Origin of the sequence: Mesorhizobium tamadayense, assembly GCF_003863365.1 — a bacterium.
GTDB classification, from domain to species: domain Bacteria; phylum Pseudomonadota; class Alphaproteobacteria; order Rhizobiales; family Rhizobiaceae; genus Mesorhizobium; species Mesorhizobium tamadayense.
In genome coordinates, this window is sequence record NZ_RQXT01000013.1 from 116,766 (window position 1) to 136,067 (window position 19,302).

Annotated in this window: 17 protein-coding genes and 1 pseudogene; 7 read left to right on the forward strand and 11 right to left on the reverse strand. The window is 64.7% G+C overall.

The window, feature by feature from the left end:
* Positions 1-3: 3 nt before the first annotated feature.
* The 4 genes and pseudogenes from EH240_RS13530 to argE all read right to left on the reverse strand — a co-directional run bounded on the left by EH240_RS13530 (position 4) and on the right by argE (position 4,043).
* The gene (locus EH240_RS13530) at positions 4-1,467 is read right to left on the reverse strand and encodes an aldehyde dehydrogenase family protein (protein ID WP_124998977.1); all 1,464 of its coding nucleotides are present in this window, start codon (positions 1,465-1,467) and stop codon (positions 4-6) included.
* 138 nt (positions 1,468-1,605) lie between these two features.
* A pseudogene (locus EH240_RS13535) lies at positions 1,606-1,958 on the reverse strand (cupin domain-containing protein).
* A gap of 23 nt (positions 1,959-1,981) precedes the next feature.
* Positions 1,982-2,905 (reverse strand): 2-hydroxyacid dehydrogenase, encoded by a 924-nt coding sequence (locus EH240_RS13540; RefSeq protein ID WP_124998979.1) that lies wholly within the window; start codon positions 2,903-2,905, stop codon positions 1,982-1,984.
* Positions 2,906-2,918: 13 nt separating this feature from the next.
* Positions 2,919-4,043, reverse strand: coding sequence for an acetylornithine deacetylase (argE, locus tag EH240_RS13545; RefSeq protein ID WP_124998980.1), 1,125 nt, complete (start codon positions 4,041-4,043; stop codon positions 2,919-2,921).
* Positions 4,044-4,279: 236 nt separating this feature from the next.
* Here argE and EH240_RS13550 point away from each other — a divergent pair, with 236 nt between their 5' ends.
* The gene (locus EH240_RS13550; RefSeq protein WP_124998982.1) at positions 4,280-5,182 is read left to right on the forward strand and encodes a GNAT family N-acetyltransferase; all 903 of its coding nucleotides are present in this window, start codon (positions 4,280-4,282) and stop codon (positions 5,180-5,182) included.
* A 53-nt stretch (positions 5,183-5,235) separates the two neighbouring features.
* Here the strand turns inward: EH240_RS13550 and EH240_RS13555 are convergent, their stop codons facing one another.
* On the reverse strand, positions 5,236-6,186 hold the full coding sequence (locus EH240_RS13555) for a LysR substrate-binding domain-containing protein (protein WP_124998984.1): 951 nt from the start codon (positions 6,184-6,186) through the stop codon (positions 5,236-5,238).
* A gap of 72 nt (positions 6,187-6,258) precedes the next feature.
* Between EH240_RS13555 and EH240_RS13560 the strand changes: the two genes are divergently transcribed.
* Complete coding sequence (locus EH240_RS13560) at positions 6,259-8,286, forward strand: NADH:flavin oxidoreductase (RefSeq protein ID WP_124998986.1); 2,028 nt, start codon at positions 6,259-6,261, stop codon at positions 8,284-8,286.
* 46 nt (positions 8,287-8,332) lie between these two features.
* Here the strand turns inward: EH240_RS13560 and EH240_RS13565 are convergent, their stop codons facing one another.
* A complete protein-coding gene (locus EH240_RS13565; RefSeq protein WP_124998988.1) occupies positions 8,333-9,031 on the reverse strand; it encodes a winged helix-turn-helix transcriptional regulator in 699 nt (232 codons plus the stop codon).
* A 157-nt stretch (positions 9,032-9,188) separates the two neighbouring features.
* Between EH240_RS13565 and EH240_RS13570 the strand changes: the two genes are divergently transcribed.
* Positions 9,189-10,604: an FAD-binding oxidoreductase gene (locus EH240_RS13570; protein ID WP_124998990.1), complete on the forward strand. Its 1,416-nt coding sequence runs from the start codon at positions 9,189-9,191 to the stop codon at positions 10,602-10,604.
* A gap of 117 nt (positions 10,605-10,721) precedes the next feature.
* Here EH240_RS13570 and EH240_RS13575 read toward each other — a convergent pair whose 3' ends face one another.
* Positions 10,722-11,075, reverse strand: coding sequence for a hypothetical protein (locus EH240_RS13575; protein ID WP_124998992.1), 354 nt, complete (start codon positions 11,073-11,075; stop codon positions 10,722-10,724).
* A 225-nt stretch (positions 11,076-11,300) separates the two neighbouring features.
* On the reverse strand, positions 11,301-11,588 hold the full coding sequence (locus tag EH240_RS13580) for a winged helix-turn-helix transcriptional regulator (RefSeq protein WP_245435997.1): 288 nt from the start codon (positions 11,586-11,588) through the stop codon (positions 11,301-11,303).
* A 195-nt stretch (positions 11,589-11,783) separates the two neighbouring features.
* Between EH240_RS13580 and EH240_RS13585 the strand changes: the two genes are divergently transcribed.
* Entirely contained in the window at positions 11,784-12,638 is an 855-nt protein-coding gene (locus EH240_RS13585) for an SDR family oxidoreductase (RefSeq protein ID WP_124998996.1), read from the forward strand.
* A 194-nt stretch (positions 12,639-12,832) separates the two neighbouring features.
* Positions 12,833-13,927 (forward strand): CapA family protein, encoded by a 1,095-nt coding sequence (locus EH240_RS13590; protein ID WP_124998998.1) that lies wholly within the window; start codon positions 12,833-12,835, stop codon positions 13,925-13,927.
* 592 nt (positions 13,928-14,519) lie between these two features.
* Here the strand turns inward: EH240_RS13590 and EH240_RS38865 are convergent.
* Positions 14,520-15,086 carry a hypothetical protein gene (locus EH240_RS38865; RefSeq protein WP_245436001.1) on the reverse strand — a complete coding sequence of 189 codons (567 nt, stop codon included), beginning with the start codon at positions 15,084-15,086 and terminating at the stop codon, positions 14,520-14,522.
* Here EH240_RS38865 and EH240_RS13595 point away from each other — a divergent pair.
* Positions 15,030-16,751 (forward strand): DEAD/DEAH box helicase, encoded by a 1,722-nt coding sequence (locus EH240_RS13595; protein WP_245436003.1) that lies wholly within the window; start codon positions 15,030-15,032, stop codon positions 16,749-16,751. The two genes, EH240_RS38865 and EH240_RS13595, sit on opposite strands and share 57 nt — an antisense overlap.
* Positions 16,752-16,774: 23 nt before the next feature.
* On the opposite strand, the gene EH240_RS13600 is transcribed toward EH240_RS13595, so the two are convergent.
* Entirely contained in the window at positions 16,775-17,683 is a 909-nt protein-coding gene (locus EH240_RS13600; protein WP_124999002.1) for a LysR family transcriptional regulator, read from the reverse strand.
* A 111-nt stretch (positions 17,684-17,794) separates the two neighbouring features.
* Here EH240_RS13600 and EH240_RS13605 point away from each other — a divergent pair, with 111 nt between their 5' ends.
* Positions 17,795-18,274, forward strand: coding sequence for a cupin domain-containing protein (locus EH240_RS13605; RefSeq protein WP_124999004.1), 480 nt, complete (start codon positions 17,795-17,797; stop codon positions 18,272-18,274).
* 106 nt (positions 18,275-18,380) lie between these two features.
* On the opposite strand, the gene EH240_RS13610 is transcribed toward EH240_RS13605, so the two are convergent.
* Positions 18,381-19,301 carry an ABC transporter permease gene (locus tag EH240_RS13610; RefSeq protein WP_124999005.1) on the reverse strand — a complete coding sequence of 307 codons (921 nt, stop codon included), beginning with the start codon at positions 19,299-19,301 and terminating at the stop codon, positions 18,381-18,383.
* Position 19,302 lies beyond the last annotated feature (1 nt).

Sequence of the window (19,302 nt, forward strand, 5' to 3'; positions counted from 1 at the left end):
TCTTCACAGGCTGATCAGGACGCTTTTCGTCCTGCGGTTGGCGAGATAGGCCTCGCGGCCGAGGTCCTTGCCGATGCCGGAGCGCTTGTAGCCGCCGGTCGGCAGGATGTGATCGCCCGAGCGGCTGTAGCGGTTGACCCAGACGGTGCCCGCTTCGAGCCTGCGCGCGAAACGGATGGTGCGCGACAGATCGGAGGTGAACAGGCCGGAGGCCAGCCCGTAGGTCGGATGGCTGGACAGCGCCAGCGCCTCATCCTCGGTCTCGAAAGTCTGAATGGTCAGGACCGGGCCGAAGATTTCTTCGACGATCGCCGGATTGGCCTGGTCTACATCGGCGATCAGCGTTGGCTCGTAGAAATAGCCGGGGTAATCCATCGCGCGGCCGCCGGTGAGGCATTTGCCGCCGGCCTCGACCGCGGCCCGCACGATGCCGTCGACACGCGCTCGCTGCCGCTCCGAAATGATCGGCGAATACTGCGTCGCCTCATCCCAGGTCGGGCCGGGCCGCACCGCCTTCATCCGCTTCAGGATGGCGGCCGTCAGCCTGTCGGCGGCGCTTTTTTCGACGATCAGGCGCGTGCCCGCCACGCAGGCCTGCCCTGCGTTGAAGGTGACGCTGCCGGCGATCGCCGTCGCCGCCCTGTCGAGATCGGCATCGGCAAAGACGATCTGCGGGCTCTTGCCGCCGAGCTCCAGCGTCATCGGCTTGACGCCGGTGCGGGCGATGTTCTCCATGATGGCCGAGCCCGCGCGGGTCGAACCGGTGAAGCTGATCTTGGCGATCTCGGGATGGCCGGTCAGCGCCGTGCCGGTGGTCGGACCGTCGCCGAGAACCACGTTGATCAGTCCAGCGGGAAGCCCCGCTTGGACGGCGAGTTGCGCCAAATAGACGGCCGAGAAGGGTGTCATCTCGGAAGGCTTCAAAACGACCGCATTGCCTGCGGCCAGTGCCGGGCCGAGCTTCCACCCGGCCATCGAGATCGGGAAATTCCACGGCGTGATCGCGCCGACCACGCCATAGGGCTCGCTCATGATCATGCCGAGACTGGTGTCGTCCGTTGGTACCAACTCGCTGCCTTCCTTGTCGGCGAATTCGGCGAAGAAGCGGATCTGCTCGGCGGTGACCGCGATGTCGCCGGCAACGAGCTGGCCCACGGGCCGGGTCGAGCACAATGCCTCGATCCGGGCGAGCGTTGCGGCTTCCGCCTCGATCAAGTCTGCCCAGGCGTGAAGCGCTCTTGTGCGCTCGCGCGGCCGAACGCCGCCCCAGTTGCTGGCCTTCAGCGCCGCCTTGGCGCTTTCCACAGCGCGGTCGACCATATCGACATCGGCCACGGGGCAGGCGGCGTATCCCTTCCCATCCGACGGGCGGCGCATCTCGACCCCGCTCTCAGCCGAAATCAGTTCCCCGTCGATGAAGTGACCGACGGGAAGGGCGATCGTGTCCGGATCGAAGCTCAGGCTCATGGGCGACCACCTTGCAGTATCTTCCGAAGCCTAGCGCGTGCAGGCGCGCAGCATGCGCTGTTGGGTGGTTCGCGACCGACGAATGTTGCGTGCCAGGCGCGCATGACGGCAAAATCTTCCGCGGAGGTCACGGGACCCTTAACCCACTGTCACGTAGATCTTGCGCACCGTCTCGATGGTCTTCCAGATACCGGTAAATCCCGGCTTCATCACGAAGCTGTCGCCGGCGCGATAGGTCACCGTCTCGCCGGCGTCGGGCGTGATTTCCACCACGCCGGAAAGGATGTGGCAGAACTCGAAAGTGTCGCCCTTGATCGAGCGCGTCTCGCCCGGTGTCGCTTCCCAGACGCCGGTACGGACGAGGTCGCCCTTGGCAGCGTCCTGCGCCCAGGTCTTGAAGGCGGGGTTGCCGGCAATCAGCCGTTCGGGCAGCGCCGTGGATTCGCGCGGCGGGAAACCGGGTTGGTGTCGACGGTTTTGAGCAGGGACAAGGGATGGCCTTTTCGCTTGGGTTTCAATAGCCACGGGTTCGGTCGACAAGCCCGATGAGATCGAGCCCGGCGCGGTGACGCTTGATGTTGTCGATGACGGTCTGCGCGGCAGTCGCTGGCTGGGTAACGCTGGCGATGTGCGGGGTCAGGATGATCTTCGGATGCGACCAGAATGGATGGCCCGCGGGCAGCGGTTCGGGATCGGTGACGTCGATCATCGCGGCCGAGAGGTGACCGCCGTCGAGCGCGGCGACAAGCGCGTCGTGGTCGAGTTGCGGCCCCCGTCCGGTGTGGACGAGCGCCGCGCCCTTGGGCAGTTTCGCGAACAGGTCGGCATCGAGGAAGCCGCGCGTATCTTCGGTCAGCGGCAAGAGGCAGATCAGTATATCGCTGGCCGCGAGCATCTCCGCCAGCCCCTGCTCGCCATGATGACAGATCACGCCCTCGATCTGCCGCGGCGACCGGCTCCAGCCGGCGAGCGGGAAGCCGAAGGGCTTCAGCCGGTCGAGGACGGCTTGGCCGAGCTGCCCGAGGCCGAGCACGCCGGCCCGCCGCGATCCGGCCTGGAGCTGCGGGATGTCGCGCCATTCGCCGGCGCGTTGCTGTATGAGATAGGCTGGCAGATTGCGGTGCAGAGCAAGCACGGCAAGGGTCACATATTCCTGCATCATGCGCACGATGCCTTCCTCGATCATGCGCACGATCTTGACGTTCGCGGGTACTGCTTCGAAGCGGAACTGATCGACGCCGGCACCCATGGAAAACAGGATTTCAAGGTTCCTGTAGCGGGCGAGGTTATCCGGCACAGTCCAGGTGATCAGATAGCGCACGGCGTCCGGGTCGACCGTCGCAGTGTCCGTGGTGAAAGGGAGGTCCGGCAATTCCTGGGCGAACGCCTCGGCGAAGACCGCGCCGCGTCGCGCATCGGAGTTGAACAGGAACGTCATCCCGGTTGCTCCTTCACGCCGCGCAGCGCGTGCCCAGCGCCTCGATCATCCGCTGGCAGGCGGCGAGTTCGCTGGCGAGGATGTATTCGTCCGGCCTATGGGCGCGGCCGATATCGCCGGGGCCGCAGATGATCGCATCGAACCCGGCGACCTGGTAGAGCCCGGCCTCCGTGCCGTAGCTGACGGCGGCAAGCGGCGCTTCGCCGGTCAGCTCGCGCAACAGCGTTGCCAGGTCTGCATCTTGCGGCAACGCCAGCGCCGGATAGGCGCTCATCGGCGTCCACTCGATCCGAAAGCCATCGGCCGCAAGGGCCTCGGCCCGCGCCTTGACGGGTGCGAGCAGGCTGGCCGGATCGACGCCGGGTATGGCGCGCGCCTCCAGATCCAGCGTGCAGGTGTCGGGGATGATATTGACCGACTGTCCACCCGCCACCACGCCTGCCTGCAGCGAGGAGTAGGGCGGCTCGAAGGCCGGGTCGAACGGACCATGCGTCAGCCGCTCGGCTTCGCTCACGGCTGCGCTCAGCACATCGGCCATGGCATGGATGGCATTGAGCCCGAGGTCGGGCCGCGAGGAATGGCCGGCGCGGCCCCGGATCGTCACGCGGGCGGCCGCCTTGCCCTTGTGGCCGCGCACGGCGCGCATGCCGCTCGGCTCGCCGATGATAGCGCCGAGCGGCTTCGCGCAAAGCTCGGGAAGGCGAGCGATCAGATGCGGCACGCCGCGGCATCCGACCTCCTCATCATAGGAAAAGGCGAGGTGGATCGGTCTGGCCAGGCGCAGTTTCGTCAGGTGAGGCACAGCGGCGAGCGCAGCGGCAAGGAACCCCTTCATGTCCGTGGTGCCGCGTCCGTAAAGATGTTCGCCCTCCCGGCGCAGCGCGAAAGGGTCCGAACTCCACTGCGGCTCGCCGGCGGGGACGACGTCCATGTGGCCCGACAGGATATAGCCCGGGACATCGGCTGGGCCGATCGTCGCGAAAAGGTTGGAACGGTCGCCTTCCGGCCCTGGGAGCAGGGTGACCTGCGTTCCGTGTTGCGCAAGATGGGCCTCGATCCAGCCGGCGATGTCACCGTTCGGCCTGCCGGCGACCGATGGAAAAGCAACGAGACGGTCGAGGATCTCTAGGACGTCCATTCCAGTCCTCAAAACCATTTTCAAGTTCGCCGCGATCGCCCGTCGACCGAATGCCGCAACAATTCGGAAGAGGATGTGCGCTTTCTTTCGCGATTGCGTGCCGAAAGCAGAAATGTTTCAGTCGAATCTTGCGTTGGCGCGCGGCTTTCGAGCAAATCGTATCGGTCTGGTTGTTTAGCGTTGGCAGGAGGCGGGGCGGCCATTGTGTGTCACCCGTTACGCGATCTTTCAGAGGCATGAAATTGAAGCCGTCCGGAAGCTTGAAAATCGATGCCTTCTCGATGCGCATCGGCGACATCGATGGCATCGAACTCGACCGGTTGCACGCGCACTCCCTGGCCGTGGGATGGCCGCACCGAGCCGAAGACTGGCAGTTCCTGCGTGAATCGGGACACGGGTTCGTGGCGCTCGATGAGATCGGCCGCGTTCTCGGTTCGGCCATGTGGTTCGCGCACGGCGCCGATTTCGCGACGGTCGGAATGGTCATCACCTCGCCGCGACTGCAGACGCTGGGAGCCGGTCAATGGCTGATGAAGCGGGTCTTCGAGAAGGTCGCCGGGCGCGATCTGCGCCTCAATGCGACCCGGGCGGCCAGACGGCTCTATCTTTCCCTCGACTTTCAGCCGGAGAAGACCGTCTACCAATGCCAGGGCATCGCCCGTGCGGAGACGATGGGTGGACTGGCGGAGACACGGGGCGATATCCGGGCCTTGCACGCAAGCGACATTCCCGCGGCGATCGCGCTCGATGCGGCAGGATTTGGCGTGAGGCGTGAGGCGCTCATCGAAAAGCTCTTCGCGCACTCGGCCGCCTATGGTCTTTTCAAGGGCGACAGGCTGAACGCCTTCGCGCTCTGTCGGCCGTTCGGTCGGGGCCATGTGGTGGGGCCGGTCGTGGCGGGAAGCGACGCCGACGCCGTGGCGGTCGTCCGGCCGCACGTGGTCGACCATTCAGGATCTTTTCTCAGGATCGACACGCACATGGACAGTGGCGAGTTCGCCGCCTTTGTGTCGCATAGCGGAATGCCGGTCTTCGACACGGTGCTGACCATGTCCAGGGGCAAACGCCTCGCCGATTTTGTCGTCGCCGGCGCAGCCACGCCGACGACCTATGCCCTTGCCAGTCAAACTCTCGGGTAGTTCAGCCGGGCACGCGCGCCGATAGTCTGTCGACAAAAGAGCCGGCCGGACATTCAACCCGGTTGCCAGACGTCCGGCCGCAATATCGGGTGCAAAGCCTTCAGCTCGGTTTGCATCTCAGCGATCATCCAGGCGCAGATCTCGGAGACGACAGGCCGAACCGGCCTCGAGCGCGGCGCAATCAAGTGGTGGGTCCGGCCGGTGTTGATCTGGCGGTCCGAAGCAGGGACAAGCGCGCCCTGAAGCAAGGCACGTGAAATATTGCTGAGCCAGCCGAGCGCGACGCCTTCCCCGTTCATTGCGGCCTGAAGCACCACCGCGTAGTCCGAGAATTCGAGCCGCTTTGCCTTGCTGGTCCTGCGGTCGGCTACTCGGCCCCAGGCATCCGGCCATTGAACCTTGGCATCGGTGAGATGAAGCAAGACATGGCCTTCGCCGTCCGCGTCGTGCTTCAACCGGCCATGAGCTGCCAGATAGGACGGGCTGCAGACGGGAACGATGATTTCCGGGGAGAACTCCCAACGGTGATAGCCCTTGTCGTCATCGGCCAGGATCCTGGTGGCCAGGTCGACGTTCTCGGCCGGTCCGCGCAGAACGCCCGCGATCAGTTCGAATCTCAGGTCCACATCTGGAAATCTTGTCGTGAAGGCTCCCAGCCTCGGAACGAACCAATGCGTCACCAGCGAGCTTGAAAGGGAGAGCGTGACGACCGGCTTTGCGGCATTCTTCTCCTTGATCCTGCGGATGACCTCCTCGATGCCGTCAAATCCTTCGCGCACTGCCGAATAGAGCGCGCGGCCATCCGCGGTCGGGGTCAATCCCGTCGATTTCCGGGAAAAGAGGGCGACGCCAAAATCGGCCTCGAGCTGGGCGATGCTGCGGCTGACGGACGGCTGCGTGACGTTGAACTCCCGAGCAGCGGCCGTAAAGCTTGCCAGCCGGACAGCCGCCTCGAAGACCAGAAGTCCACGTGCGGAAGGAACCAGTTTTGCGAAGCCAGCCATACGTCCAGCGTATAGCTACCCCAAGAATTTTCAAGCTTTCTGGGGCTCCGCAAATGGCAGACTATAATTTTCATGAATGGTTCGGATCCTCTGCTTCAGCCGTTTAAGCTCAAGGGACTGGTGCTGCGCAACCGCGTCATAAGCACCAGTCACGCTTCGATGCTGGACGATGGCGGCCTGCCGCTCGAGCGCTACCGGCGCTACCATGAGGAGAAGGCGCGCGGCGGTCTCGCCATGACCATGGCTGGCGGATCGGCGATGATGTCGCCCGATTCCAGCTGGGGTGGCGGTCAACTGGATCTTTCGAGCGATCGCATCGTCCCGCATCTCCAGTCGCTGTCGCAGCGAATCCATCGCCACGGCGCCGCCGTCATGTGCCAAGTATCGCATCTTGGGCGGCGCGCCACCGCCTATGCCGGCAACTGGCTCCCGCCGGTCGCGCCGTCTCGCGTGCGCGAGACGCGAAACCGGAATTTTCCGAAGGAGATGGACGACTCGGACATCGGCAGGATCGTCAGCGACTACGCAAGCGCCGCCAGGCGCTGCCGCGATGGCGATCTCGACGGCGTCGAGACGGTGACCGGCGGGCATCTGATCGGCCAATTCCTTTCGCGCAGAACCAACAGGCGCACGGATGCCTTCGGCGGTTCGCTGGAAAATCGCGCCCGCTTCGGTCTGATGGTCCACGAAGCGATCCGTCGGGCGGTTGGCGACGACTTCGCTGTCGGCATCCGGTTCGTGATCGACGAGGCGGTCGAGGATGGGTCGGACTTCGAGGAATGCCTTGCATTCGCCCGGCTGTTCGAACGCGAAGGCCATATCGATTTCTTCAACTGCATCTTCGGCCGGATGGACACGGACTTGGCCCTGGCCGAGCAGAACATGCCCGGCATGTTCAGCCAGAGCGCGCCGTTCTTGCCGCTGGTCGGGCAATTCAAGAGGGAAACCAGGCTGCCCGTCATCCACGCGGCAGGCATTCGCGACGTAGCCACGGCGCGGCATGCGATCCGCGAGAATCTTGTCGACCTGGTCGGCATGACGCGGGCGCATATCGCCGACCCGCATATCGTCAACAAGGTGATGCAAAGACAAGAAGAACGCATCCGCCCTTGCGTCGGCGCATCCTACTGCCTCTACAAGAAGGTCCAGTGCATCCACAACCCGGCCAGCGGCCACGAGACGATCGTCAGCCACATCATCGGCCGGGCCGAAACGCCGAGACGGGTGGTCGTGGTCGGCGGTGGTCCGGGAGGGATGGAGGCGGCGCGGGTTGCAGCCGAGCGCGGGCACGGTGTGACCCTGCTCGAAGCCGGAGCGCGGCTTGGTGGTCAGGTGCTGGTCGCCGCCTCTGCCTCGGACCGCAAGGATCTCATCGGCATCGTCGACTGGCGTGTCGAAGAACTCGCCCGCCTCGGTGTGGATGTCCGCCTCAGCACCTATGCTGATGCGGAGACCATTCTTGCCGGCAACCCTGACGTGGTGATCGTCGCCACGGGCGGCATTCCGGACATGGAATGGCTGGACGGCGCTGAGCACTGCGACAGCGTCTGGGACGTGCTGACCGGTGTCGTGCCGGCGAAGGACGACATCCTCATCTATGACGAGACCGGACGCCAGGCCGCTGTTTCCTGCGCCCTTCATCTCGCCCTCCGGGGGCGCACGGTCACTCTCGCCATTGCGGACGATACGCTGGCGCTCGAGACCCCCTACCCGGACAGGGTAAGTTTCCGCAAGCGCGTGTCGGAACTCGGCATCCGGGTCGTCAGCGACGTCCGGTTGGTCAAAGCAATGCTCCATGACAACCGGGCGGTCGCCCGGTTCCGGCATGAGCTCACCGGTGCGGAAACTGAGATGAGCGCCGCCCAACTCATCGTCGAGCGTGGCACGGTCCCCATGGAGGACGTTTATCAGGAATTACGTGCCCGCTCTTCCAACAACGGCGTCACCGACATTGCGCTGATGACGGGAGTGAGGGCGAAGGGGGATACCCCTTCCCCAATCGCGGGATCGTTCGAGTTACACCGCATTGGCGACGCGGTTGCGAGCCGAGACATCTACTCTTCGATCTATGAGGCCTACCGTCTTTGTTCGCAATTGTAGACGGGCGAAAGCCCGACAGCCGCAGTGGGAGGCCGAATCGAGGATGTCAGGCTGCGGGGCTCGTGGCGGCGCGGGAGACCGGCCTGATGCCCGCGAACATGCTGCGCGCGTTCCAGGTTGGGAAGGCTCTTACTAGCGACGGCGGACCGTCGAGTTGGATTCGGCCCCCGCCGATGGCTTGGGCCCAGGTAAGCTGGCCGGCGTGCCATTTGACGAAGGCTTCGGCCTCCGCCGTGATGTAGAGGTCCTCGTCGAAGCCGGGGTATCTCTTGCAGATTTCAGTGTCTCCGAACTCGATGAGTAGCCAGTAGCGCTCACGATGCGGCCGGCCGGTGAAGTCGAAACGTATGACGACGCGTCGATTCGGCAGCCGCTCTCGCCGGAGCGCATTGCACATGGACCACAGGGCCACAAAGGGGTCGAGATGCTCGGGGGCGATCTCGAGCCAACGCGCACCCCACTCACCGAGCGACTGGCAGACCGCGAACAGGTCGTGGCCCGCCGAAGTGAGCTCGTAGTGGTGCCCGCGCCCGCCAGACTTGGGCGCTGACTCGATGACACCGAGCCGTTCTAGCTGCTTGAGCCGTTGTGACAGCAGCGTATGAGAGAGTCCCGGCGCGCCCTCCAGGATTTCGCTGAAGTTTCTGCAGCCAAGGTGCAGGTTGCGGATGATCAGCGGTGTCCAGCGCTCGGCGAAGATCTCGGCGCCGCGAGCGATGGGGCAGTACTGACCGTATGTCCTCATAAGCCCAGTGTTGCGCGCCCGCCTTCGGTTGTGAAGTCCAGATTTTTGACTATACGACCGCGGTCCGCCGTGGTCCGATGTGGCCTCTCGACGAGAGGAGGACACGATGACGACACCTACGACGACAACAACGCACGCAGAAGCCCACCACGGGAGCATGCAGCCAACCGTCGTGGAAATCGACGGGTTCCGAGGCTGGCTGATCAATGCCAGCCACGCCGACTACGATGTCGCCCGTGCAATCTGGAACGGCGCCATTGACCGGCGCCCGCGTCTGATCGCCCGATGCATCGGGACCGCCGACGTGGTCGCGGCCGTGCGTTTCGCTCGCGACCACGATCTGGCGATCGCCATACGGGGCGGAGGCCACGGCGTGGCGGGCACCGCCGTTTGCGACGACGGGATCGTCATCGACCTCTCGGCGATGCGGGGCGTGCGGGTCGATCCCGCCGGCGGCAGGGCGTGGGTGCAGGGTGGCGCGCTGTGGGGCGACGTCGACCGCGAGACCCAGGCGCACGGCCTGGCCACCACCGGCGGAATCGTGAGCCATACCGGAGTCGCCGGGCTCACCCTCGGTGGTGGCATCGGCTGGCTGATGCGCAAGCATGGCCTCGCGGTCGACAACCTCCTCGCCGCCGACGTCGTGACGGCCGACGGCGAGCGGCTGCGGGCGTCCGAGGACGAGCACCCCGACCTGTTTTGGGCGTTGCGCGGCGGCGGCGGCAACTTCGGCGTGGTCACCTCGTTCGAGTTCCGCCTCCACCCCGTCGGGCCCACCGTTCTGGCCGGGCCCATCCTTTGGGACGCGAGCGACGCCGGGGAGGTCCTCCGTTTCTACCGCGACTTCATCCGCGACGCTCCCGACGAGCTCGGCACGGTCGTAAAATTCTGCACCGTGCCGCCTCTATCGGTCATCCCCGAGGAACTGCACTGGCGCCCGGTGGTGATGGTGGGCGCGTGCTACGCCGGGCCGATCGAGGACGGTGAGAAGGCGCTCCGCCCGCTCCGCGCATTTCGGACTCCCCTCCTCGATCTGGCCGGGCCCAAGCCGTACGTGGTATTCCAGAGCGCGCTCGACTCGACCGTCCTCCACGGTTGGAACTACTACTGGAAGGCCACCCACCTCCCCGCGCTCCGCGACGACCTCATCGACGTGATCGCCGGGCACGCATTCTCCTGCTCGTCGCCACGATCGTATGTGGCAATGTTCCATCTGAAGGGGGCGGTGAGCCGAGTGGCCGAGGGGGCGACGGCGTTCGGGAACCGGCAAGCGTCGCACGCGATCATCGTCCACGCTGCGTGGCGGCCTAGCGAGAACTTCGGCAACCGGGAGACGGCCTGGACGAGGGGGGTCCTCGCCGCCCTTGGCCGCTTCCGCGAAGGCGTCTACGTCAATTTCCTCGGCGGCGACGAAGACCCCGGTCGGGTCCGCGAGGCGTACGGCGACTCCGTCTACGACCGACTAGTGGACGTGAAGACCACGTACGACCCTGACAACGTCTTCCAACGTAACCAGAACATCCGCCCTCGTACCACGCGCGTCAGCGGGGCCTTCAGGGCGCATCCTCATTAAGGCCCTGATGTCGGGAGAGCGCCGCAAGTTGAAGCAGAAGCGCGCCTCGGGGTGGGCGTCGGCGGCGATTGCGGTGCGTCGGGCAACCGCGCGGCAGGCATGACCGTGGAATCGCGACTATGTCGCAGGAGCGTCGGTGAGGAAGGGCATGATGTCCACGCCGTCTCCCGGGAAGACCGTGAAATGCGGGTGGTTCTCGAACAGGCGGGCGGCGGCATCGATGGTATCGGCCTCGACGACAATATAGCCGCAGAAAGGGTTCACGGCGTCGGCGATGCCGTCCTTGGTAACGCGCGTCGTCTTACCGACCATGCCGCCGCGATCGGGGAAAAATGTTGCATTTCTCTCCTCCCATTCCGCCCACTGCCGCAGGCCAACGGCATCAATCGCATCCTGCTCGGGCTTAGGAAGGCTGCGAAAGCGGGCGAGGTCTTCGGGCTTCATGGTGTAGACGGCAAGAAAGCGCGGCATGCGGCGGTCTTCGTGCTGGCAGAAGGCATGCAAGCTTAGACTCCCGAAGGGCCGAAGTCACTGCGCATTACCACCTCTAGATGCCCGCCGCCTGCCCGCATTCGTTCTGCGGCAAAACGCGGATCAGCCGCCCCGATGCAATATGGGCGCGGGGCGCGACGACAATGTCCACCCCGCGGGCAACCCGAATGCAGTCTGGCCGCCAAACGATGTGCTCACGATCATCTAGCCCGAAGCATCACTGAGCAGCAGGCGCGACCCGACCTCGACGATAGACCTGATAGCGGGAAGCAGTTCCTGCCCCAACGAGGTCAGCTCATATTCCACGGTCGGCGGCGAGGTCGGCATCACGTTGCGACCGAGAACGCCGCGCTCCTCGAGATCCCGCAGTCTGCTGGTCAGCACCTTCGCTGAAACGGCTGGGATATCACGGCGGAGTTCCGAGAACCGACGCGGGCCTTCGCTCAGGGACCAGAGCACCTCGGGTGTCCAGCAGCCGCCAAGCAGCGCCATGCACCTCGACATGGGGCAGCCGGGGGGAGCCTTCACCTTCTTTCGCACTTTGAGAACCATCGCGCGTCCGCCGCGGGGAGCTTCCAGTTGGTTACCGGAAAAGGAAGGTAACCACAAGATACGTGGTTTCCGATGGTAACGAGTGCCGCTATGCGATGGCTCTCCAATCCACGCAACCACGAAATGGACTGAACGATGCACGCAATAACTGGAGCAACGGGACAGCTGGGCCGCCTGGTGATCGAAGCACTGCTGAAGACCATGCCTGCCGACCGGATCGTCGCGGCGGTCCGCAATCCGGCAAAGGCCAGCGATCTGGCGGAGCGCGGTGTGATCGTACGCGAGGCGGACTACGACTGTCCCGACACACTCGTTCCGGCCTTCGACGGCGTCCAGAAACTGCTGCTGATTTCGTCGACCGGGGTCAGCGGCCGCCTGCCGCGGCATCGGGCGGTGATCGAGGCAGCCCAACGGGCCGGGGTTTCGCTGATTGCTTACACGAGCATGCTGCACGCCGATACGTCTCCCGCAACGCTCGCAATCGAGCATCGGCAGACGGAGGAGGTCATCGCGGCCTCGGGCCTTCCCGCCGTCATCCTGCGCAATGGCTGGTACACCGAGAACCATCTGCTGGCGCTTCCGGCGGCTCTGCAGCACGGCGCCTTCGTCGGCGCCGCCAAAGACGGGCGTTTCTCGTCCGCGGCGCGACGGGACTATGCCGAGGCCGCAGCCGTGGTGCTGACGACCGATGGGCAGGCGGGGAACACATACGAGCTTGCCGCAGACCAGGCCTTCACTCTGGCCGAGCTTGCGGCGGAGGTCTCCCGGCAGTCGGGGAGGGCTATAGCCTACAACGATCTTTCCCAGGACGCCTATCAGGATGTGTTGACCGGGGCCGGGCTACCGGCCGACCTCGCTGCACTTCTGGTCGATGCCGACGTTGCGGCCTCACATGGAGCGCTGTTCGATGACGGAGGCGCCCTGGGGCGGCTGATCGGTCGTCCGATCACCTCGATGCAGTGCCTCGTCGCGGCCGCATTGCGCGGTTGAAGCAGGCTGGGTGTTCAAGCGATGTCATGCAACGGCCCGCGGTCGACCAGTTCGGCGCTGGTCGATATAGTCATGAAGCGCTACCTTCTTCGCCGGCCGGAGCCACGGACGCAGGTCCGTGCCGGGAACCCTTTCGCGCAACGTTAAGTGCCCGCGGTCGATCCGGATCGACATTCAACTGACGAGGTGCAGAAATGAGGCTCTTCCTAGGTGGGGACGTGATGACCGGCCGCGGCATCGACCAGGTCATGCCGCATCCCTGCGACCCGGTCCTGTACGAGCCGCATCTCCGCTCCGCGCGTAGCTATGTGGATCTGGCGGAACGTCGGTCGGGAGCAATCCCGAGGGCGGCGCCTTTCGACTATGTCTGGGGCGATGCGCTGGACGAGATTGATCGGCGCGAGCCGGATTTGAGGATCATCAATCTCGAAACCAGTGTTACCGCGGATGGAATGCCCGAGCCGAAAGGCATCAACTACCGGATGCACCCCGACAATCTGCATTGTATCGTCGCCGCAGGGATAGACTGCTGCGTCCTTGCCAACAACCATGCCGCGGATTGGGGGCTGAGCGGCCTGAAGGAAACCTTGCTTGCCCTGCAGCGGGCGAGGCTTGCGACGGCCGGCGCAGGACTCGATGCCGATGCTGCAAACCGCCCCGCCGTGCTCGAAACGGTCCCAGGGCGGCGACTGCTTGTATTCGCCTTTGCCTGTCCATCCAGCGGGGTTCCGGCCAACTGGGCCGCCGGGAAGGAGCGGCCGGGCATCAACTTCCTCGCGGATTTCAGTGAAGACGCACTTGCAGCCGTTGCTGACGGCATCGACGAGTGGCGCCAGCCCGACGATACCGTCCTTGTTTCCATCCATTGGGGATCCAATTGGGGCTATGAATTGCCCCCTGAGCACCGACGCTTCGCCCATGGCCTGATCGACGGCGCCCGTGTCGACGTCGTTCACGGACACTCGTCGCATCATCCGTTGGCGATAGAGATCCATGCCGACAGGCCCATCCTTTATGGATGCGGCGACTTCATCAACGACTATGAGGGAATCGGCGGGCAGGAGAGATTTCGCCCGGATCTGACCCTCGCCTATTTCGTCGACCTGGATGACCAAAGCCATCGGTTGCGCCGGATCGAAATGGTGCCCTTCCGCCTGCAGAAATTCCGGCTCGTTCGCGCATCTGATGAAGAAGCCGCCTGGCTCGGCCAAACCATGAAACGCGAATGCGCACGTTTTGGCCACCATGTTGCCGCGGGCGAGAAAGGCACCCTGACGCTATCGGGCTAAGCGGCACGGGAAGACGCGTGTCTTGCTGTGGCCGACGGTAGGGGGCCCGCTCGAGGATCGCTCTGCGAGCGCGCATCCAAGCAGCGGACTCACCGCAAGCGACGCGCTGACGGGCAACCCTTTGAGATGGTGCGGATGGCGCCGGCGATCATCTCGGCCGGTGTGAACCGCGCGATCAAATGTGAGCGCCTCGCGACCGAACTGTGCTTGACCTGATGGCCCATGGCGGCGAAACGAAGAACGGGATATCGGTCGCTCGGCTACACTGTTGAGTCGCCCGCATCGACGATCGACGTCGCGTGAGTAATTTTTCTGAACGGATTATGCTTCGATGAAATCCAAGCGCCAGAGCCTGAATTCCGCGATAAAGCCGAATAAAGAACCTAAGCTCTCGCGCACTCACGCGCCTGCGGACCTGTCGCCGGTGGACTGGCAGCGCGGCCTGCGCCGCCAGTTCGGACGCGAGCAGGACTTCGGGCTGGAGAATCTGACCAGCGAGCCGTTCTTTTCCGAGTTCAGGGTCACAAACCCCGTTTCGAAATCCAGCTACCGCGTGGCGATTCGAGGCCTGGGACCGGGCGGCAACTACTGTTCATGCCCCGACTACACTACCGGTGAGCTGGGCACCTGCAAGCACATCGAGTTCACGCTCGCCCGGCTGGAGAAAAAGCGGGGCGCCAAGACTGCGTTCGCGCGCGGCTACCAGCCGGCATTTTCCGAGCTGTATTTGCGCAATGAAGGCCAACGCCGCGTCCATTTTCGTGCCGGAACGGACTGCCCGCCGGCGGTGAGGGAAGCCGCTGCGGCGTTGTTCGACGCTGACCGCGACGGCGTGCTTCCCGACGACCGCTTCGGTGAGCTGGAACCGTTCATGGCGGTGGCCTCGAAGAGCGGTCACGAGTTCCGTGCCTATGACGATGCGCTCGATTTCATTGCCGGAAGACGAGACGCGGACCGGCGGGCCTCGAAGCTCAGGCAACTGTTCCCGCGCGGCGCCGCCGATCCCGGGCTGCAAACGCTTTTGAAGGCGCCGCTCTATCCCTACCAGGCCGAAGGGGCGCTGTTCGCGGTGCGAACCGGCAGGGCGCTGATCGGCGACGATATGGGGCTCGGCAAGACCATACAGGCCATCGCCGCGGTGGAAATACTGGCCCGGCATTTCGGCGTCTCGAAAGTGCTGGTTGTCTGCCCGACGTCGCTCAAATACCAGTGGCAGAGCGAGATCGCGCGCTTCTCGGGGCGGGAGGGCGAAAACGTGGCGCGCGTGATCAACGGCGGTCGGGCGCAGCGGCAGAAGGACTACGCCATCGACGATTTCTGCAAGATCACGAACTACGAGAAACTCAAGCCGGATCTCGACCTGATCGCCGCGTGGGGACCCGAGCTGGTCATTGTCGATGAAGCGCAACGGGTCAAGAACTGGAACACGATCGCGGCGCGCGCCCTGAAACGCATCGATAGCTCCTACGCGATCGTGCTGACCGGGACGCCCTTGGAAAACAAGCTGGAGGAACTGGTCTCCATCGTCCAGTTTGTCGATCAGCACCGGCTGGGGCCGACCTGGAAGCTGCTGCACGAGCATCAGGTCAAGGACGATGCCGGGCGCGTCACCGGCTATACCGGGCTGGAGAAGGTCGGCCAAACGCTGGCGCCGGTCATGATCCGCCGGCGCAAATCCGAGGTGCTGCGGCAGCTGCCGAGCCGTACCGACCAGAATCTGCTGGTGCCGATGACAGAGACGCAAATGCTCTATCATCAGGAAAACGCTGACGTGGTGGCTAGGATCGTCCAGCGCTGGCGCAAGACCAAGTTTCTGTCGGACAAGGATCAGCGGCGGCTGACCAGCGCCCTGCAGAACATGCGCATGTCGTGCAACAGCACTTATCTGCTGGACCGCGAGACCGACCATGGCGTCAAGGCCGACGAGTTGGCGGCGCTCTTCGACGAATTGTTCGCCGAGCCCGAGGCCAAGGCCGTGGTGTTTTCGCAATGGACGCGGACCCATGATATCGTCATCCGCCGCCTCGAAGCGCGTGGGCTGGGCTACGTCAGCTTCCACGGCGGCGTGCCGTCCGACAAACGGCCGGCGCTCGTCGAGCGGTTTCGCGACGATCCCGCCTGCCGCGTGTTCCTGTCTACCGACGCCGGCAGCACGGGCCTCAATCTGCAGCATGCATCGACCCTGGTGAACATGGACTTGCCGTGGAACCCGGCGATCCTCGAACAGCGCATCGCGCGCATCCATCGCATGGGCCAGGTGCGGCCGGTGCAGGTCATCAATTTCGTTGCCAAGGGCACGATCGAGGAGGGCATGCTTTCGGTGCTTGCGTTCAAGCGCTCCTTGTCGGCGGGAATTCTCGATGGCGGCAGCAGCGAGATCTCGCTCGGCGGTTCGCGTCTCAACCGCTTCATGAAGGACGTGGAAAATGTCACCGGGAGCATGGGCGCGGGCGAGGCCGTGACACCGGCCGAGGAAGCGACGAACGTCGCCGCTGCAAATGCGGACGGATCCGCGGAAGATGTAAATGTGGATGTAGGCGCTGCCACGGGCGAGATGGCGGTCGCGCGAACCAATGGGGCCGGAGTGCCACCTGGCGATACGGGTGCCGATCCCTGGCGCGCCTTGCTGCAGGTAGGCGCCCAGTTTGTCGCCGCGCTGGCGTCCGCCAACGATCCCGGCGCTCCAGCGCATCCATGGATTGAGCGCGATCCCGCCACCGGCGCGCAAAGCCTCAAAATGCCGCTGCCGCCGCCGGAAGCCGTGAGGCAACTTGCCGATACGCTTTCTGCGCTCGCGGACAGCTTGCGGGGGAAGATTGCGTGACGAGCCGCGGCTGAGGCGCCGCCTCAAAGACCGTCGTCCCAATAGGGCGTGCGCCCAAAGCATCGGATGAGGTGATCGACGAAGGCGCGGACCTTCATCGACATCAGCCTGTTGCCGGGATAGACGGCGTAGATCGTGCTTGCCGGCAGCTTCCAAGCTTCAAGCACGCGCTGCAATGCGCCGGCCCGCAATGGCTCGCCGGCCGCCCAGGTCGGCAGCACAGCGATGCCGACGCCTTGAAGCGCCGCCACGCGCAGCATCTCGGCGCTGTTGGTGCGAAGGTTGCCGCTGACGGCCACCCGCACCTCGCCGCGTTTGCCGGCAAGGCGCCATTCGCCGCCCCAGGGCAAGAGATCCGTGTAGAGGCAGTTGTGCTTCGCAAGATCATCCGGCTCGCGCGGTGCCCCATGCTCTCTGAGATAGGCCGGCGCGGCGCAGGCGACGAGCCTCGATGGTGCGAGCTTGCGCACGACAAGGGGCGAATCCTCAAGCACCCCGATACGGATCGCCAGATCGAGCCGCTCATCGACGAGATTCACATAGGCCTGGCTCAGGCTGATATCGATGGAGAGTTCCGGATAGCGCTTGAGGAAAGCCGGGACGGTTGGCGCCACATGCATCCAGCCGAAGCTGTCGGGCGCCGAAATGCGGAGCGTGCCGCGCGGTTCGCGTTGCAGCGCAGTCGCCGCTTGCTCGGCGGCCTCGGCTTCGGCGAGTATCCGCGCGCAGTGGTGATAGTAGGCTGCGCCCGCTTCGGTCATCGAGAGGCGGCGCGTCGTGCGGTTGAGCAGGCGAATGCCCAAGCGCTGTTCGAGCCGCTGCACGTTGGCGCTCACGGCGGATTTGGAGATTTTGAGGTGCCGCGCCGCCGCCGAGAAGCTGCCGCTGTCCACGACGCGAGTGAATGCAGTGACGCCTTCAAGCGGATCCATCGGCCAATTGTCCCGAATTCAGGACAGCATGTCCACACAATTCCGGCTAATCGCCAAGTCGAAACAGGCCTATCTCTCGACGGGTCACCTGAACCACGAAAGGGGTCGACGATGGATGCCAAGGCTGCAACAGCCGAACCGTTCGTTCGCCAGCCGGCGGTCGGTTCAACGCTCAACGTGCTGGGCGTCACCCATATCTACAAGGCCACGGGCGCCGAGACCGCGGGTTCCTTCTCGCTCTGGGAAGACGTGGTTCCGCCGGGGGCGGGCGCGCCGCCCCATACACATGCGCGCGAGGACGAGGCCTTCTATGTGCTGAGCGGCGAAATTCAGATCGAATTCGAAGGCGAGCCCGCGCCGCGCCGTGTCGGACCGGGCGGTTTCTTCTATGGCGCGCGCCACAGGCGCCATGGCTATCGCAATGTCGGCGACCAGCCGGCGCGCGTGCTGGTTCTGTGCACGCCGAGCTGTGGACTGGACCAGATGTTTGCCGAACTTGAGGCCGCGACCATCTCTGGCATGCCGGAAATGGCGAAGCTCGCGGCCATCACCGCCAAATACGGTGTCACCATGGGGCCGCCCGCGGCGTGAACCGAGCTTCAGGTCGCGTGAAAGAGGATTCACGCGACCTGCTTTAAGTCTTTGATTTTAAGCATGTCTTTGCCTCGAAACTGGTTCCGCTTTCGGAAGACATGCTTTAGCCCGCGGGGCGGAACGGCTTTGCCAGCGAGGCAGGAAAGTGCAGGGCAAGCATCTGGCGGTTGCGCGAGATCAGCAACAGCACCACGATCGTCGCCAGATAGGGCAGGGCGGATAGAAGCTCGGACGGGACCTGAAGTCCCAGCGCCTGTCCTTGCAGTTGCAGGATCGTCATGCCGCCGAACAGCCAGGCGCCGAGCAGGACGCGCAGCGGCCGCCACGTGGCGAACACCACCAGCGCCAGCGCGATCCAGCCCTTGCCGGCGGTCATGTTCTCGACCCAGAGCGGCGTGTAGGCGACCGACAGATAGGCGCCCGCGAGGCCGGCCATCAGCCCGCCGAACAGCACAGCCATGTAACGGATCCTGATCACCGGATAGCCGATCGCGTGCGAGGTCTGTGGCGACTCTCCGATCGTGCGCAGGATGAGGCCGGCTTTCGTGCGGTAGAGGAACCAGCTGATCGCCACGAACATCAAGAGCGCCAGATAGACCAGCGGGTCGAAGCGGAAGAGCAGCGGCCCGATCAGCGGCAGGTCGGAGAGGATCGGGATGTCGACGCGGTGCAGCGCCTCGATCGGCACGCTGCCGAAGCCGCGCCCGAGGAAGGCCGACACGCCGGAGCCGAAGATCGCCAGCGCCAGGCCGGCCGCATACTGGTTGGTCAGGAAGGTGAGCGCCAGGACGCCGAACAGCAGCGAGGCGGCGGCGCCCGCCAGCGCACCGGCGACGATCGCGACCGGCATGGAACAGCCTGCCGTGACCGCCCAGAAGGCAAGTGCTGCGCCCATCAGCATCATGCCCTCGATGCCGAGATTGAGCACGCCGGATTTCTCGACCACGAGCTCGCCGAGCGCGGCGAAGATCAGCGGCGTGGCGGCGATGATGGTGCCGGTGAAGATGGCAATGAACAGTTCCATC

Bases quoted from the DNA above. Each gene is read 5' to 3' on its own strand.
- EH240_RS13550 (WP_124998982.1), top strand. From the start codon at position 4,280: ATGAAATTGAAGCCGTCCGGAAGCTTGAAAATCGATGCCTTCTCGATG.
- EH240_RS13570 (WP_124998990.1), top strand. From the start codon at position 9,189: ATGCAGCCAACCGTCGTGGAAATCGACGGGTTCCGAGGCTGGCTGATC.
- EH240_RS13590 (WP_124998998.1), top strand. From the start codon at position 12,833: ATGAGGCTCTTCCTAGGTGGGGACGTGATGACCGGCCGCGGCATCGAC.
- EH240_RS13585 (WP_124998996.1), top strand. From the start codon at position 11,784: ATGCACGCAATAACTGGAGCAACGGGACAGCTGGGCCGCCTGGTGATC.
- EH240_RS13555 (WP_124998984.1), bottom strand. From the start codon at position 6,186: ATGGCTGGCTTCGCAAAACTGGTTCCTTCCGCACGTGGACTTCTGGTC.
- EH240_RS13580 (WP_245435997.1), bottom strand. From the start codon at position 11,588: ATGGCGCTGCTTGGCGGCTGCTGGACACCCGAGGTGCTCTGGTCCCTG.
- EH240_RS13610 (WP_124999005.1), bottom strand. From the start codon at position 19,301: ATGGAACTGTTCATTGCCATCTTCACCGGCACCATCATCGCCGCCACG.
- EH240_RS13595 (WP_245436003.1), top strand. From the start codon at position 15,030: ATGGGGCTCGGCAAGACCATACAGGCCATCGCCGCGGTGGAAATACTG.
- EH240_RS13560 (WP_124998986.1), top strand. From the start codon at position 6,259: ATGAATGGTTCGGATCCTCTGCTTCAGCCGTTTAAGCTCAAGGGACTG.
- EH240_RS13540 (WP_124998979.1), bottom strand. From the start codon at position 2,905: ATGACGTTCCTGTTCAACTCCGATGCGCGACGCGGCGCGGTCTTCGCC.
- EH240_RS13600 (WP_124999002.1), bottom strand. From the start codon at position 17,683: ATGGATCCGCTTGAAGGCGTCACTGCATTCACTCGCGTCGTGGACAGC.
- EH240_RS13605 (WP_124999004.1), top strand. From the start codon at position 17,795: ATGGATGCCAAGGCTGCAACAGCCGAACCGTTCGTTCGCCAGCCGGCG.
- EH240_RS13575 (WP_124998992.1), bottom strand. From the start codon at position 11,075: ATGCCGCGCTTTCTTGCCGTCTACACCATGAAGCCCGAAGACCTCGCC.
- EH240_RS13565 (WP_124998988.1), bottom strand. From the start codon at position 9,031: ATGAGGACATACGGTCAGTACTGCCCCATCGCTCGCGGCGCCGAGATC.
- EH240_RS13530 (WP_124998977.1), bottom strand. From the start codon at position 1,467: ATGAGCCTGAGCTTCGATCCGGACACGATCGCCCTTCCCGTCGGTCAC.
- EH240_RS38865 (WP_245436001.1), bottom strand. From the start codon at position 15,086: ATGCCGGGCCAGTATTTCCACCGCGGCGATGGCCTGTATGGTCTTGCC.
- argE (WP_124998980.1), bottom strand. From the start codon at position 4,043: ATGGACGTCCTAGAGATCCTCGACCGTCTCGTTGCTTTTCCATCGGTC.